Origin of the sequence: Yokenella regensburgei, assembly GCF_003634235.1 — a bacterium.
Lineage (GTDB): Bacteria > Pseudomonadota > Gammaproteobacteria > Enterobacterales > Enterobacteriaceae > Yokenella > Yokenella regensburgei.
This window is the reverse complement of record NZ_RBIZ01000005.1, coordinates 263,978-279,900: the sequence shown is the minus strand read 5'-3', so window position 1 is coordinate 279,900 and position 15,923 is coordinate 263,978. Positions and strand designations below refer to the sequence as shown.

The 15,923-nt window shown below is 53.3% G+C and carries 12 protein-coding genes and 1 tRNA gene; 5 read left to right on the top strand and 8 right to left on the bottom strand.

Going from position 1 to position 15,923, the window contains the following annotated elements; translation table 11 throughout:
- Nucleotides 1–42: 42 nt before the first annotated feature.
- The 3 genes from C7387_RS16435 to C7387_RS16425 form a co-directional block, all read right to left on the bottom strand.
- Nucleotides 43–999: a hypothetical protein gene (locus C7387_RS16435; RefSeq protein WP_120817098.1), complete on the bottom strand. Its 957-nt coding sequence runs from the start codon at nt 997–999 to the stop codon at nt 43–45.
- On the bottom strand, nt 992–2,095 hold the full coding sequence (locus tag C7387_RS16430; RefSeq protein ID WP_120817097.1) for a hypothetical protein: 1,104 nt from the start codon (nt 2,093–2,095) through the stop codon (nt 992–994). Before C7387_RS16430 ends, C7387_RS16435 begins: the two co-directional genes overlap by 8 nt.
- Nucleotides 2,096–2,309: 214 nt before the next feature.
- Nucleotides 2,310–2,394: transfer RNA gene (locus C7387_RS16425), tRNA-Leu, on the bottom strand.
- A 286-nt stretch (nt 2,395–2,680) separates the two neighbouring features.
- Here C7387_RS16425 and ahr point away from each other — a divergent pair.
- Nucleotides 2,681–3,700: an NADPH-dependent aldehyde reductase Ahr gene (ahr, locus tag C7387_RS16420; RefSeq protein ID WP_120817096.1), complete on the top strand. Its 1,020-nt coding sequence runs from the start codon at nt 2,681–2,683 to the stop codon at nt 3,698–3,700.
- A 32-nt stretch (nt 3,701–3,732) separates the two neighbouring features.
- Here ahr and C7387_RS16415 read toward each other — a convergent pair whose 3' ends face one another.
- Entirely contained in the window at nt 3,733–5,373 is a 1,641-nt protein-coding gene (locus tag C7387_RS16415; protein WP_120817217.1) for a dihydroxyacetone kinase subunit DhaK, read from the bottom strand.
- Nucleotides 5,374–5,507: 134 nt separating this feature from the next.
- Here C7387_RS16415 and C7387_RS16410 point away from each other — a divergent pair, with 134 nt between their 5' ends.
- Entirely contained in the window at nt 5,508–7,010 is a 1,503-nt protein-coding gene (locus tag C7387_RS16410) for a helicase HerA-like C-terminal domain-containing protein (protein ID WP_120817095.1), read from the top strand.
- Nucleotides 7,011–7,069: 59 nt separating this feature from the next.
- On the opposite strand, the gene lptG is transcribed toward C7387_RS16410, so the two are convergent.
- Nucleotides 7,070–8,152, bottom strand: a complete 1,083-nt coding sequence (gene lptG / locus C7387_RS16405) for an LPS export ABC transporter permease LptG (protein WP_006816898.1) — start codon at nt 8,150–8,152, stop codon at nt 7,070–7,072.
- Nucleotides 8,152–9,252, bottom strand: a complete 1,101-nt coding sequence (gene lptF / locus C7387_RS16400; protein WP_038252503.1) for an LPS export ABC transporter permease LptF — start codon at nt 9,250–9,252, stop codon at nt 8,152–8,154. Before lptF ends, lptG begins: the two co-directional genes overlap by 1 nt.
- 257 nt (nt 9,253–9,509) lie before the next feature.
- Between lptF and pepA the strand changes: the two genes are divergently transcribed.
- From pepA to valS, 3 genes are all read left to right on the top strand, one after another.
- The gene (gene pepA, locus C7387_RS16395; RefSeq protein WP_006816896.1) at nt 9,510–11,021 is read left to right on the top strand and encodes a leucyl aminopeptidase; all 1,512 of its coding nucleotides are present in this window, start codon (nt 9,510–9,512) and stop codon (nt 11,019–11,021) included.
- A gap of 120 nt (nt 11,022–11,141) precedes the next feature.
- Nucleotides 11,142–11,585, top strand: a complete 444-nt coding sequence (gene holC / locus C7387_RS16390) for a DNA polymerase III subunit chi (RefSeq protein ID WP_006816894.1) — start codon at nt 11,142–11,144, stop codon at nt 11,583–11,585.
- A complete protein-coding gene (valS, locus tag C7387_RS16385) occupies nt 11,585–14,440 on the top strand; it encodes a valine--tRNA ligase (protein WP_120817094.1) in 2,856 nt (951 codons plus the stop codon). Before holC ends, valS begins: the two co-directional genes overlap by 1 nt.
- 39 nt (nt 14,441–14,479) lie before the next feature.
- Here valS and C7387_RS16380 read toward each other — a convergent pair whose 3' ends face one another.
- Nucleotides 14,480–15,016: a DUF943 family protein gene (locus C7387_RS16380; RefSeq protein ID WP_120817093.1), complete on the bottom strand. Its 537-nt coding sequence runs from the start codon at nt 15,014–15,016 to the stop codon at nt 14,480–14,482.
- Nucleotides 15,013–15,864, bottom strand: a complete 852-nt coding sequence (locus C7387_RS16375) for a DUF3289 family protein (protein ID WP_040902714.1) — start codon at nt 15,862–15,864, stop codon at nt 15,013–15,015. The genes C7387_RS16380 and C7387_RS16375 overlap by 4 nt, the downstream gene beginning before the upstream one ends.
- Nucleotides 15,865–15,923: the final 59 nt, after the last annotated feature.

The following is a 15,923-nucleotide window of genomic DNA, read 5'->3' as shown; positions in this document are numbered from 1 at the left end:
ATACATTACCAATAGGGACACATAAAGATGTGTCCCTATTATTTATACAATGTCTTCAATATATTCTAAGCTGTAGTTAACAATCTCACGAAAGTTACCCCCTAAAGGGTCGTTAAGCAAAGCACTGGCATTAACTAGATTTATAATTCTATGCCTATCAAAAATTAATGATGCTGTGATTTCTCCTCTTTGGCAAAACAATCGCTGATAATTACGAAAATCATAAGGAACAAAAAGAACATTTTGAGCACTATATGGTAAATCAATTATATAATTTCTAGCACGGTCAACACTCCCTTGCTTATTAGTCCAATTCTTCCCTGCAGCGCTTTGTCCTAAAAAAACCATTTTCCGTTCTAGATTTGGATCATCTTTAAATGGTACCCATGCGACAATATCTACCCCACCATCACCATTATCGCCAACACGAAATGCGTCTTCATGCTGTGCTATGGTTAATCCGAGATCATCAGCTAGAAGTCTATATTTTTCTTCCAAACTTCCAATATATCGATCATTATCACCAGCTGAAACTCCGAAAACATATACTTTTGAGTATGATGGAAGGAAACTTTTCATTGCATAATAACTAACCTTCTCAAATAAAGAAGTTAGCATATGATAGCCATTTACATAACTCAAAGATGAGCATAAAAGCAAAAGTAAATAGAGGTATTGCTCATCGGAAATATTTTCCTTACGCTTTACTCGGCTATCCGTCAACATAAAAGGGTACTGATTTCCATAATGACTGTTTCTTGCATTTATTTCCTCAAACCAATTACCAATTCTTCCTTCCCATTCCTGATTCGTTTCGCCAGAGTGTTCGGAACCAATGTTTGGGATTTTTTCATCTTCCAAAAACCTATCATAGACCTCACTAATACTTATACCATCATCTCCATTTATTAAAGATAATAGTTCTATATAATCGCAGAAATAATGCGAATTTCCTAGCGTTTCGCTTGGAGTTCTGCTAAATGATTTAAAATTAATCATCCCACTTATCTTCCGACATATTAATGATGATGGCATTCATGTTTTTTGCAATGGTAAAGATTTCTTTTAACTTTAAACGTGTTGAATCCAAATGTTTATCAACATTATGAATTGTACTATTTGCGCGTCTTAAACCAGCAAGTGACTGTTCAATCTCTTGATTAAATGAGTCGGCATCCACAGCAATCAGATTGAACGCTTCGGTAATTGTTCCCATTCCCGTCCTAAAGTACTCTTCAGCTCTTGTATCCCCAAGAACCTTATCTAGCATTTTAAGATTTGCGCTATCTCCTAATACTCTACTTCTGCTATTTTCATTCTTCTCAAAAAACCATTTTGTTAGCAACTCGAGTTGTACAATACTTACATCAGCAGTAGGATTGTTTAATTTAAGATCAACCCTTATATAATCTCTAATATTCTCTTTACCGAGAGAGTCGGAGAGATAATTGAAATGAAGCGTTGTTTCATCTAGTCCTTTTATCTTAAAAAAACCTTCATCTTCTATTATCAAATACAATTGAAATGCAGTTAATAAACTCTTAACATAATCACTGCGACTCCCAATTGACTTAGCTAGCTTTCTGCATTTTGAGTTAAAATCATCATCCTCAAGATCTTTTGCCAACTCATTCAAATACCTAGCCTTTGGAAGCAACCCCCATGATTTAACTCCTGTAATGTGTCTATAACCAAGATATTTATTAATTTTATCTCGATTATCAAATATTATACAAGGTATTTCACTCGGTCTCTCATCTGTTTCCTGAAGTACTTTTTCAATTTTTAATTTTTGTGATTTAGCTATTCCAGGCTCGTTTAATAAAATAACAGATGTCAAGCGCCTGTTACCCTCAACAACAATATAGTGCCCACTCTTTTTTGGGTCTGGAACGACTAAAAGCGCTTCCCCGATGAAAAAACCAGCCTGCCCTATTGCAAGCATCAGCTCTATAATTGATGCATCATTAAGCATCCAATTTACAATATCCTCTTTTTTAGGTTTGTTTTTTTTCATAGAGGAAGGTAGACGTGGGTTTTCAATATCTAGATGAATATTATCCAGCCCAATAAACTCGATATTCTGGTTAGACATTTTGTAGCTCTTATTTGGTAAGTGAACGTTTAAAATCAACCTATGGCAATAACCATGAAAAGACTATATGAAAACGATGATGAAAAATCAATAAGTTGCGATGAGCTACGAGTATCCTGCACAACAATCATCTGAAAAATTACATAAAGAAATGCAGTTAGATAGCAATCAGAACACAAAAAAAGCCGCCCTTGGGCGACTTGATTGCATCGTATGGTGCCGAAGGCCGGACTCGAACCGGCACGTATTTCTACGGTTGATTTTGAATCAACTGCGTCTACCGATTTCGCCACTCCGGCACGGAAGGGGATGCGGAAACGTCATGGATTATACCTGTCATGCTGCACCATGCAAGCGGCGTTGCGGGTGGTGTGCGCTAAGTGCTGAAAAATTCATCGGCTCAGTAGGTTAGTCACATTTATCACCCTAACCCTCTCCCTCAAGGGAGAGGGGATCACTCCCGAACCCTCAAAGGAGAGGGAACTGTCTGGTGCGGTGTTCACCGCCTTCCCACCACCTTCTGCGAAGCACCCCACAACCCCATGCTCTACACTTCCAGTTCAACACCAACAACGGGAAAGCATCATGTCGAAAATAAAAAGCTACGCCGCAAAAGAAGCGGGCGCCGAACTGGAGGTCTGGGAGTACGATGCAGGTGAACTGCTGCCGGACGATGTCGAAGTGGAGGTGGATTACTGTGGTATCTGCCATTCCGATTTATCGATGATCGACAACGAGTGGGGGATCTCCCAGTACCCGCTGGTCGCCGGTCATGAGGTGATTGGCCGCGTGGCCGCGCTCGGCAGCGCGGCGCAAAGCAAGGGGCTGAAAATCGGCCAGCGCGTGGGCGTGGGCTGGACGGCGCGCAGCTGCGGGCATTGCGATGCCTGCATCAGCGGCAACCAAATCAACTGCCTCGAAGGCTCTACCGCCACCATCATGAACCGCGGTGGCTTTGCCAATAAGCTGCGGGCCGACTGGCAATGGGTCATCCCGCTGCCGGACAGCATCGATATCGAAAGCGCAGGCCCGATGCTCTGCGGCGGTATCACCGTCTTCAAACCGCTGCTGACGCACCATATCACCGCCACCAGCCGCGTCGGGGTTATCGGCATTGGCGGCCTTGGGCACATCGCCATTAAGCTGCTGCGGGCGATGGGTGCCGAAGTCACTGCCTTCAGCTCTAACCCGGCGAAAGAGCAGGAAGTGCGTGCCATGGGGGCGGATAAGGTAGTCAACAGCCGTGACCCAGAGGCGCTGAAGGCGCTGGCGGGGCAGTACGATCTCATCATCAACACCGTGAACGTCAGCCTCGACTGGCAGCCGTATTTTGAAGCGCTGGCCTATGGCGGCAACTTCCACACCGTCGGCGCGGTGCTGAAGCCGCTGTCGGTTCCGGCGTTCACTTTGATTCAGGGCGACCGCAGCGTCTCCGGCTCGGCTACCGGTAATCCGTCTGAGCTGCGCACGCTGATGAAATTCGCCGGGCGCAGCAGGGTGGCTCCCACCACCGAGCTGTTCCCGATGTCGAAAATCAACGAGGCGTTACAGCACGTGCGGGAAGGTAAAGCCCGCTACCGCGTGGTGCTGAAGGCTGATTTCTAAGCCATAAGCCCTCTCCCCGGAGAGGGCTGTTATCAGGCCCGGAGGGCTTTAAACACTTCGGCAATCGCCACCGCGCCCGGGTCCATCACGCCGTCGAGGTTCTCTTTATTCACGTAGGAAGAGCGCCCGGCTCCGGCTTTGCTCATCGTCGCGGTGCGCTCTGCCCCCTGCTGCGCAGCGCTTGCCGCGGCCTGCAGGTCTCCACCACTACGCAGCGTTTCCAGCGCCGGCTGTAGCGCGTCGATAAGCGTCCGGTCGCCGAGGTCGGCACCGCCGTACTGCTTCATCTGCTTCAGTCCATCCAGCAGCGCTTCTGCCACGCCTTTGCCGTTCTGCACCGACTGCCCGGCAGCGGTGAAGAAGATTGACATCAGCACGCCGCTGGAGCCGCCCATCACCGTGGCAAGGCTGTCGCCCACCACCTGCAGCAGCTTCGCCGTGTCGTTGAGCGGCAGCTGTCCCTGCGCGAGCAGGCGGGCCACTTCCCGTGCGCCTTCGGCAAAGGTCGAGCCGGTATCACCGTCGCCAACTTTTGCATCCAGTGCGTTCAGCTGGTTCTCAAGGCCGATAAGCGTGCTGGTTACCGCTGCTACCGCCGCCCTCACCTGTGGGTTATCCGAAGGGGTGAAGTCAATGCGGTCGTGAATTTTAGCGTGTTTCACCGTTCTCACCGGAGCGAACGCCACCGGCTTCTGCCAGCCCACGGTGTCAACGTCTTCCCGCAGGGCGGCTTCAAAAGTGCTGTTAAGCTTCAGCAGCGAAAGCGAGAAGCCTTTCATGTCGAGAGCGCTCACCAGCGGCGCCGGGCCAATCAGCCAGGCAATCTGGTCTTTCAGCGCGGAATGCGCCAGCTCTTTGGTCAGCAGCGCCATCTCCAGCGCCGATACGCCGCCGAGGTTGTTGATCAGCACCGCCACCCGCGCATCGCCCACCTGAGCCTTCAGCGGTGCGACCAGCGTGTCGATGATGGCTTTGCTGTTGTGGCTATCGACAATCGATGCCCCCGGTTCACCGTGAATACCCAGCCCCAGCTCCACCTGGCCGTGCCTGATACGCCCTTCATCTTCTTCGCTGCCCGGCAGGTTGCAGCTCTCCATCGCCACGCCAAGGCTGAACACGCTGTTGCAGGCGTCCTGCGCGATGTCGCGCACTTCGCACAGCGATTTGCCCTGCTCCGCCGCGTGCCCGGCAATTTTGTGCACCAGCGCCGTGCCGGCGATACCGCGCGGCTGTTTGTTGTCCGGCAGCGCGATATCGTCGGCGACGATCACCATCTCCACCTTCAGGCCGTAGCGTTTGGCTTTCTCGGCGGCGAGGCCAAAGTTGAGGCGGTCGCCGGTATAGTTTTTGACGATAAGCAGGCAGCCGCGATCGCCGGTCACGGCCACAATGGCGTTAAGCACCGCGTCGACGCTCGGCGAGGCGAACAGATCGCCGCACACCGCCGCCGTAAGCATGCCTTTACCGACAAACCCGGCATGCGCCGGTTCGTGGCCGGAGCCGCCGCCGGAGATCACCGCGACGCGGCTTTTATCCCAGTCGCCACGTACCACCACGCGGATGGCCGGGTCGATATCCAGGCGCACCAGGTTGCCGTGCGGCGCCGATAACACTAAGCCTTCGATGGCATCGTTGACCAGCTGTTTGCGGTCATTAAAAAAGAATCTGGACATAATCTTCCAAAAAAAAGTAAACGGTATGCAAAGCATAGTGCGCCCTGGAAAGCGCATCGCAAAGAACAGAATTTACTGAATCACTTTATCTTCAGGTTGCCTATACTGCTCGCAGGACTAATGGAGGAAGAAACATGAGCGCACCCTTGCTGATAGCTCGCACTATTGAAGAAGAGCTGTTTTTATTGCCAGGCATGGCGAACCGTCACGGTTTAATCACCGGTGCCACCGGGACGGGGAAAACCGTCACCCTGCAGAAGATGGCAGAATCGTTCTCTGAGATCGGCGTACCGGTATTCATGGCCGACGTAAAAGGCGATTTGACCGGGGTGGCCAAAGAGGGGCAAGCCTCCGAGAAGCTGCTGGAGCGGCTGAAAAAGATTGGTATTACCGACTGGGAACCGCACGCGAACCCGGTAGTGCTGTGGGATATTTTTGGTGAGAAGGGTCACCCGGTACGCGCAACGGTGTCCGATCTCGGCCCACTGCTGCTCGCCCGTCTGCTGAACCTCAACGAGATCCAGTCCGGGGTGCTGAACATTATCTTCCGCATCGCCGACGATCAGGGTCTGCTGCTGCTCGATTTTAAAGATCTGCGCGCCATCACCCAGTACATCGGCGATAACGCGAAGTCGTTCCAGAACCAGTACGGCAACATCAGCACGGCTTCCGTCGGGGCTATTCAGCGCGGCCTGCTGACCCTTGAGCAACAGGGCGCAGAGCACTTCTTTGGCGAACCGATGCTCGATATCAAAGACTGGATGCGCACCGACAGCAATGGCAAAGGCATTATCAATATCCTGAGCGCCGAGAAGCTCTATCAGATGCCGAAGCTGTACGCCGCCAGCCTCTTGTGGATGCTCTCCGAGCTTTATGAACAGCTGCCGGAAGCGGGCGATCTCGAGAAACCGAAGCTGGTGTTCTTCTTCGACGAAGCGCACCTGCTGTTCAGCGATGCGCCGCAGGTGCTGCTGGATAAAATCGAGCAGGTTATTCGCCTTATCCGCTCCAAAGGGGTCGGCGTTTACTTCGTGTCGCAGAATCCTTCCGATATTCCGGACAACGTGCTTGGCCAGCTCGGTAACCGTGTGCAGCACGCGCTGCGCGCCTTCACGCCGAAGGATCAGAAAGCGGTGAAAACCGCCGCGCAGACCATGCGCGCCAACCCGGCGTTTGATACCGAGAAAACCATTCAGGAGCTGGGCACCGGCGAGGGGCTTATCTCCTTCCTCGACGAGAAAGGCAGCCCGTCCGTAGTGGAGCGTGCGATGGTTATCGCGCCCTGCTCGCGCATGGGACCGGTCACCGACGACGAGCGCAACGGGCTTATCAACAACTCGCCGCTGTACGGCAAGTATGAAGACGTTATCGACCGCGAGTCGGCGTTTGAAATTTTGCAAAAAGGCGTGCAGGTTGCCACCGACAAACAGGAGGCCCCCCCGGCCAAAGGGCAGAACGTTGCCGTTGACGACGGAATACTCGGTGGGCTGAAGGATATTCTTTTTGGCTCTACCGGCCCGCGCGGCGGCCAGCGTGACGGCGTGGTGCAGACCATGGCGAAAAGCGCGGCGCGTCAGGTGACGAACCAGATTGTGCGTGGGATGTTAGGAAGTTTACTGGGCGGAAGAAAGCGTTAAGCACCGCTCTGGAGATACCCTCTCCCCACCGGGGAGAGGGTTAGCGCGAGGGGTAAAATCTACGCCTTGCGCATCATCAGCCAGAGGCTTATCAGGAAGAAGCTCGCACTTGGCAGCAGAGCACCCACCACCGGCGGAATGCCGTACACCAGCGTCAGCGGGCCGAAAATCTGATCCAGCACGTAGAATACGAAGCCGAAGCTAATCCCGGTCACCACGCGCACGCCCATCGGTACGCTACGCAGCGGGCCAAAGATAAACGACAGCGCCATCAGCATCATCACCGCCACCGAGAGCGGCTGGAAGATTTTGCTCCACATATTGAGCTGATAACGCCCGGAGTCCTGGCCGCTGGACTTCAGGTACTTCACGTAGTTGTGCAGGCCGCTGATTGACAGCGCATCCGGATCCAGCGCTACTACGCCGAGCTTGTCTGGCGTGAGGTTGGTTTTCCAGGTGCCGGTCACCGTCTGGCTGCCGGTAATCTGTTTCGGGTCGGTCAGGTCAGATTCATCAACCTGCGACAAACGCCACAGCTTGTTGTCCGTATCAAACTTCGCGGTAGCGGCATAGCGCACCGACTGCAGACGACGGTTGTCGTTGAAGGAGTAAATACTCACGCCGCCCAGCTCGTCGTTGCTTCTCACGCGCTCGATGTAAACAAAGCTGTGCCCGTCTTTCGCCCACAGCCCCTGCTGGGTGGAAAGCAGCGAACCGCCGTACATCTGCTGCGCACGATAGTTACGTGCCATCTGCTCGCCCTGCGGAGCCACCCATTCGCCGATTGCCATGGTCAGCAGCACCAGCGGGATCGCGGTTTTCATCACCGCGAGCGCTACCTGCATGCGCGTAAAGCCGGAGGCCTGCATCACCACCAGTTCACTACGCTGCGCCAGCATCCCCAGGCCTAACAGTGCGCCAAGCAGCGCCGCCATCGGGAAGAAGATCTGGATATCTTTCGGTACGCTGAGCAGGGTATACATCCCGGCGCCCAGCGCGGTGTAGGTACCCTCGCCCGATTTTTTCAGCTGGTCGACAAACTTGATGATGCCCGAGAGCGACACCAGCATGAACAACGTCATCATGATGGTGTTGAAGATAGTTTTACCGATATAGCGGTCAAGTACGCCAAATGCCTGCATTATACGGCTCCTTTACCGGCAAAACGGGCGCGCAACCGGCGTACCGGCAACGTATCCCACAGGTTCAGCGCCACCGCGAGCGCCAGATACAAGAGGTTTACGCCCCACATCCAGATCATCGGATCCAGCTTCCCTTTGCTGGCGCTGGAGCGCAGCGAGGTCTGCAGCAGGAAGAACACCAGATACAGGAGCATCGCAGGCAGCATCGACAGTACGCGGCCCTGACGCGGGTTCACCACGCTCAGCGGAACCACCATCAGCGCCATCACAAACACGGCAAACACCAGCGTGAAGCGCCAGTGCAGTTCGGCGCGCGCGGTGTCGGTATCCGTGTTCCAGAGCGTTGGGGTGTTCATCTGCTCGGTATTGGTCGGATCCATCGCCACCGCCTGGTAGCCAATAATCGCCTGGTAATCTTTAAAGTCGGTGATGCGGAAGTCACGCAGCATCGCGGTGCCTTCAAAACGCGTCCCCTGGTTCAGGGTAACCACCTGCGAACCATCTTTATGCTGAGAAAGATGGCCGGAATCGGCAACCACCACCGACGGACGCGCGTTACCTTTTGGCCGCAGCTGCGCCAGGAACACGTCTTTAAAGCTGCTGCCATCAACGCTTTCGATAAACAGCACCGCATCGCCGTTGGTGGCCTGCTGGAACTGGCCCTGGGCCAGTGCAGCCATGCCGGGGTTGGCTTTCGCTTCTGCCAGCACTTCATCCTGATGGCGAGCCGACCACGGGCCTGCCCACATCACGTTCACTGCCGCCACGGCGCCGGTTAACAGCGCCAGCAGCATTGCCGCTTTAATCAGCACCGCCTTGCTCAGACCGCAGGCATGCATGACCGTAATTTCACTTTCGGTATACAGTTTGCCGAGCGTCATCAGGAGCCCCAGGAACAGGCTCAGCGGCAAAATGAGTTGCGCCATCTCCGGGACCCCAAGTCCAAGCAGAGAAAGCACGAGATTCGTCGGGATTTCACCATCGACCGCTGCGCCCAGGATCCGCACCAGCTTCTGACAGAAAAAGATCAGCAGCAGGATGAAAAGGATGGCAAGCTGGCTTTTCAGCGTCTCCCGCATCAAATATCTTATGATTATCACTATAAATACGCCCGTAAAAACCCGTCTTGTTGCAGGAAAATAGCTTGTTTCATGGCTTAAACGTCATTTATTCTCTTGAGTCGTCGAAAACATCGCTAAGATTAAACTACTCGGCGGTTATCCGTTCTCGAACGTGTTCAAACCGTAAACACAGTAAGAATATCATGAAGTCACCGCAACAGCGGACATGAGTTACGAAAGGTTTCAATTCTATCCGTAGCCACTGCTGTTGTCTTTAAGATTCAGGAGCGTAGTGCATGGAGTTCAGTGTAAAAAGCGGTAGCCCGGAAAAACAGCGGAGTGCCTGCATCGTTGTCGGTGTCTTTGAGCCGCGTCGCCTCTCCCCGGTCGCCGAACAACTCGATAAGATAAGCGACGGCTACATCAGTGCGTTGCTGCGTCGTGGTGAGCTGGAAGGTAAGCCGGGCCAGACCCTGCTGCTTCATCACGTACCGAACGTGCTGTCAGAGCGTATCCTGCTTATCGGTTGTGGCAAAGAACGCGAGCTGGATGAGCGCCAGTACAAGCAGGTTATCCAGAAAACCATCAACACCCTGAACGACACCGGTTCAATGGAAGCGGTCTGCTTCCTGACCGAGCTGCACGTGAAGGGCCGTAACAACTACTGGAAAGTGCGTCAGGCGGTGGAAACCGCGAAAGAGACGCTCTACAGCTTCGATCAGCTGAAGACCAACAAGAGCGAGCCGCGTCGCCCGCTGCGTAAAATGGTCTTCAATGTGCCGACTCGTCGCGAACTGACCAGCGGCGAGCGCGCCATTCAGCACGGTCTGGCGATTGCTGCCGGTATCAAGGCCGCGAAAGATCTCGGCAATATGCCGCCGAACATCTGTAACGCCGCGTACCTGGCTTCCCAGGCGCGTCAGCTGGCCGATGCTTACAGCAAAAACGTCGTCACCCGCGTGATTGGCGAGCAGCAGATGAAAGAACTGGGTATGCACTCTTATCTGGCGGTAGGGAACGGTTCGCAGAACGAATCCCTGATGTCGGTGATTGAGTACAAAGGTAACCCGGCGGAAGACGCACGTCCTGTCGTGCTGGTAGGTAAAGGCCTGACCTTCGACTCCGGCGGTATCTCCATCAAGCCTGCCGAAGGCATGGACGAGATGAAGTACGACATGTGCGGCGCGGCGGCGGTCTACGGCGTGATGCGGATGGTGGCAGAGCTTCAGCTGCCTATCAACGTCATCGGCGTGCTGGCGGGCTGTGAGAACATGCCTGGCGGTCGTGCGTATCGTCCGGGCGACGTGCTGACCACCATGTCCGGCCAGACGGTAGAAGTGCTGAACACCGATGCCGAAGGCCGCCTGGTGCTGTGCGATGTGCTGACCTACGTTGAGCGCTTCGAGCCAGAAGCCGTCATCGACGTGGCCACCCTGACCGGCGCCTGCGTGATTGCACTGGGCCACCACATCACCGGCCTGATGTCGAACCACAATCCGCTGGCGCATGAGCTGATCGGGGCTTCCGAGCAGTCCGGCGACCGCGCATGGCGTCTGCCGCTCGGCGATGAGTTCCAGGAACAACTGGAATCCAACTTTGCCGATATGGCAAACATCGGCGGTCGTCCTGGCGGAGCTATCACCGCAGCCTGCTTCCTGTCGCGCTTCACCCGCAAGTACAACTGGGCGCACCTGGATATCGCCGGTACCGCGTGGCGCTCCGGTAAAGCCAAGGGTGCAACCGGTCGTCCGGTAGCCATGCTGTCGCAGTTCCTGCTCAATCGCGCTGGGTTTAACGGCGAAGAGTAATGTTAAATGCCGGGTGGCGGCGACGCCTTACCCGGCCTACAAACGGCAGCACACTGTAGGCCCGGTAAGCGCAGCGCCACCGGGCAACATGCTTTAAATCCATCACAAGAAGCCCCATATATGAAGAATGCGACGTTCTATCTTCTGGACAACGACAACACCGCCGACGGCCTGAGCGCCGTGGAGCAACTGGTGTGTGAACTTGCCGCAGAACGTTGGCGCAGCGGTAAACGTGTCCTGATTGCCTGTGAAGACGAAGCGCAGGCCATTCGCCTCGACGAAGCGCTGTGGACGCGGCCGCCGGAAAGCTTTGTGCCGCATAACCTGTCGGGTGAAGGCCCGCGTGGCGGAGCCCCGGTGGAGATAGCCTGGCCGCAGAAGCGCAACAGCAGCCCACGGGATCTGTTGATTAGTTTACGCACCGGCTTTGCAGATTTTGCCACCGCTTTCACAGAAGTGATAGACTTCGTTCCTCATGAAGATTCTTTAAAACAACTGGCGCGCGATCGCTATAAAGCTTATCGCCTCGCCGGTTTTAACCTGACCACGGCAACCTGGAAATAATGGAAAAGACATACAACCCACAAGATATCGAACAGCCGCTTTACGAGCACTGGGAAAAGCAGGGCTATTTCAAACCAAATGGTGATGAAAGCCAGGAAAGTTTCTGCATCATGATCCCGCCGCCGAACGTCACCGGCAGTTTGCATATGGGTCACGCTTTCCAGCAAACCATCATGGATACCATGATCCGCTATCAGCGTATGCAGGGTAAAAACACCCTGTGGCAGGTCGGTACCGACCACGCCGGGATCGCGACCCAGATGGTGGTTGAGCGCAAGATTGCGGCCGAAGAAGGCAAAACCCGTCACGACTACGGTCGCGATGCCTTCATCGACAAAATCTGGCAGTGGAAGGCGGAGTCTGGCGGTACCATTACCAACCAGATGCGTCGTCTGGGCAACTCCGTGGACTGGGAGCGTGAGCGCTTCACCATGGACGAAGGCCTTTCCAATGCCGTGAAAGAAGTGTTTGTCCGTCTGCACAAAGAAGATCTGATTTACCGTGGCAAGCGCCTGGTCAACTGGGATCCGAAACTGCGCACCGCGATTTCTGACCTCGAAGTCGAAAACCGCGAATCCAAAGGCTCCATGTGGCACATCCGCTACCCGCTGGCCGATGGCGCAAAAACCGCAGACGGTAAAGATTATCTGGTGGTTGCCACCACCCGTCCGGAAACCCTGTTGGGTGATACCGGCGTGGCCGTTAACCCGGAAGATCCGCGTTACAAAGACTTAATCGGTAAATTCGTGGTGCTGCCGCTGGTTAACCGCCGTATTCCGATTGTGGGCGACGAACACGCCGACATGGAAAAAGGCACCGGCTGTGTGAAGATCACCCCGGCACACGACTTTAACGACTATGAAGTAGGCAAACGTCACGCCCTGCCGATGATCAACATCCTGACCTTCGACGGCGACATCCGCGAAAGCGCGCAGGTATATGACACCAACGGCGTTGAAACGACCGTCTACTCCAGTGATATCCCGGTAGAGTTCCAGAAAATGGAGCGTTTTGCTGCGCGTAAAGCGATGGTTGCCGCCGTTGACGCCCTGGGTCTGCTGGAAGAGATCAAACCGCACGACCTGACCGTACCTTACGGCGACCGTGGCGGCGTGGTTATCGAACCGATGCTGACCGACCAGTGGTACGTGCGCGTTGCGCCGCTGGCGAAACCGGCGATTGAAGCGGTGGAAAACGGTGACATCCAGTTCGTACCGAAGCAGTACGAAAACATGTACTTCTCCTGGATGCGAGATATTCAGGACTGGTGTATCTCTCGTCAGCTGTGGTGGGGTCACCGCATCCCGGCATGGTACGACGAGCAGGGTAACGTCTACGTTGGCCGCAGTGAAGAAGAAGTACGTCAGGAAAACAACCTCGGTGCCGACATCCAGCTTCGCCAGGACGAGGACGTGCTGGACACCTGGTTCTCCTCAGCGCTGTGGACCTTCTCTACCCTCGGCTGGCCGGAAAACACCGACGCCCTGCGTCAGTTCCACCCGACGAGCGTGATGGTTTCCGGCTTCGACATCATCTTCTTCTGGATTGCCCGCATGATCATGATGACCATGCACTTCATCAAAGATGAAGACGGCAAGCCGCAGGTGCCGTTCAAGACCGTCTACATGACCGGTCTGATTCGTGACGATGAAGGCCAGAAGATGTCCAAATCCAAGGGCAACGTGATTGACCCGCTGGATATGGTTGACGGTATCTCCCTGGCTGACCTGCTGGAAAAACGCACCGGTAACATGATGCAGCCACAGCTGGCTGAGAAGATCGGTAAGCGTACTTCCAAACAGTTCCCGGACGGCATTGAGCCGCACGGCACCGACGCCCTGCGTTTCACCCTAGCGGCACTGGCCTCTACCGGCCGTGACATCAACTGGGACATGAAACGTCTGGAAGGTTACCGTAACTTCTGTAACAAGCTGTGGAACGCCAGCCGTTTCGTGCTGATGAACACCGAAGACCAGGACTGTGGCTTCAACGGCGGCGAGAAAGTACTGTCGCTGGCTGATCGCTGGATCCTGGCTGAATTCAACCAGACCGTGAAAGCGTATCGCGAAGCGCTGGACAACTATCGCTTCGACATCGCCGCGGGCATCCTGTACGAATTCACCTGGAACCAGTTCTGTGACTGGTACCTCGAGCTCACCAAGCCGGTGATGAACGGTGGTACAGAAGCAGAGCTGCGCGGTACCCGCCATACGCTGGTGACCGTGCTGGAAGGTCTGCTGCGCCTGGCGCACCCGATTATCCCGTTCATCACTGAAACCATCTGGCAGCGTGTGAAGGTCATCTGCGGTATCACCGCTGACACCATCATGCTGCAACCGTTCCCGGTATACGATGCAGCCCAGGTTGATGAAGCCGCGGCTTCGGACACCGAATGGCTGAAGCAGGCCATCATCGCCGTACGTAACATCCGTGCGGAAATGAACATTGCTCCGGGCAAACCGCTGGAGCTGCTGCTGCGCGGTTGCAGCACCGACGCCGTGCGTCGCGTGAACGAGAACCAGAGCTTCCTGCAGACCCTGGCGCGTCTGGAAAGCATCACCGTGCTGCCTGCCGATGACAAAGGTCCGGTTTCCGTGACCAAAATCATCGACGGCGCCGAGCTGCTGATCCCGATGGCTGGCCTCATCAACAAAGAAGATGAGCTGGCTCGCCTGGCGAAAGAAGTGGCCAAAATCGAAGCGGAAATCGGTCGCATTGAAGGCAAACTGAGCAACGAAGGCTTCGTGGCGCGCGCGCCGGAAGCGGTCATCGCTAAAGAGCGTGAAAAGCTGAACGGTTATGCTGAAGCGAAAGCGAAGCTGATTGAGCAGCAAGCGGTTATTGCGGCTCTGTAATCTTGATGCTAAAACGCCGAAGACTCTCTTCGGCGTTTTTTATAACGCATTTTTTATTCTCACTAGCTTCCCGTCCGACATGGTGATCCAGTAATAGTCCTGGCTATCGAAATAAAATTTCTCATAACCTCCCGCATCAAATTCCACACTTAGAAAAATATTTTTTTCAATACAATTTTTATTGGTATTCTTTTGGGGCGTAAAACAGAAAAGATCGCCATCGCCGGATTTATCACCGTTGATAAAACCTCCGCCAATATCCCAAAATACAATACGATAGGAATGACTCAGTGGTATCCGATATTTTTTCTTCAGTTCATTTTTATGCTCCAGATACCAGTGGATACGTCCCCACTCGGTTAATGCCAAATGGTCAACAGCAATATCATAGGCTTCAAAGTCGATAAACCCACGCAGACTGCTGGCATAAAGCCCATGAAAATGCTTGGGCTCATATTCAAATCGTTCTCCTGCCCGAATGATAGTCACCGGCCGTTGAGCCCAGAGCAGGTAACCGCAGATCAATAGTAACAGGCTACCACTAATTAAATTACGCCTCCAGTGCTCAGGTTTCATGCACCGCCCCAAATGTGTACATTGGCACTACAATTTGTCAAAAAAGGTTTGTATGCATAATCACGATGGCGCTGCAGAAAAAACCAGAGTCGGAAAAAACGAAATTTATTATAGAGTTTGTCAGTAATATCCTCTTTGCCTAATCCAAAATGGTCTTGCCCTTTAAAATAAAGAAGACCATCCCATGACATGGCATAACGTTGGAAACGAATAAGGCTTATTTTTTGCGCATAAAAATCGTGTACGCTGATTCCCAACCCATTAAACCTGTCTTTAAAACGGTTGAATTTTGGCAACCGGAATCTATTCAAATCAGCTTGAAGACCAAAAATAAATTCAGAATCCAGTCCTGCCTTTGGTTTCGAACGCAAACGCTCACTTATTGCCCTCTGAATTTTCATCAACACATCATTTGTGCCAATCCCCCGAATGACTTCATCATAAGCCTGGTCAAGAAGCTGACCGGACCAGGGTTGCCCGCTGCCAAAATGAAAATAGTCAATCAACTCGCCAATAAGCGGCGCATACTGCCCACTGGCAAACTGTCTGGATAACGCTTTCATCTCATCAAACATAATATCAGCACACCGCTGACGGCTAATCGACCTCCCTTTCGGCTGCTTAAAATTGAAATCAGGGGCATGGGTACTAAAAGAAGTCAGCGGATCAAATTCCAGACACCTGAAGGGATCGACGCGAGCAGAAATATCCGCTAATCCCAGCCTTTTAAAATCCTCATCATGCAAATCACCGAACTGCATATCATCGACATAATGATCGTCAAAACGATGGGCAGTTGAAAAAATCTCATATGGCAGAGATATTGATAAAAGCATATTTGTATTCATGGATTCATCATCCTGATAAATAATATGTTCGTGCTTTACGGCCATAATGAAAATAAAGT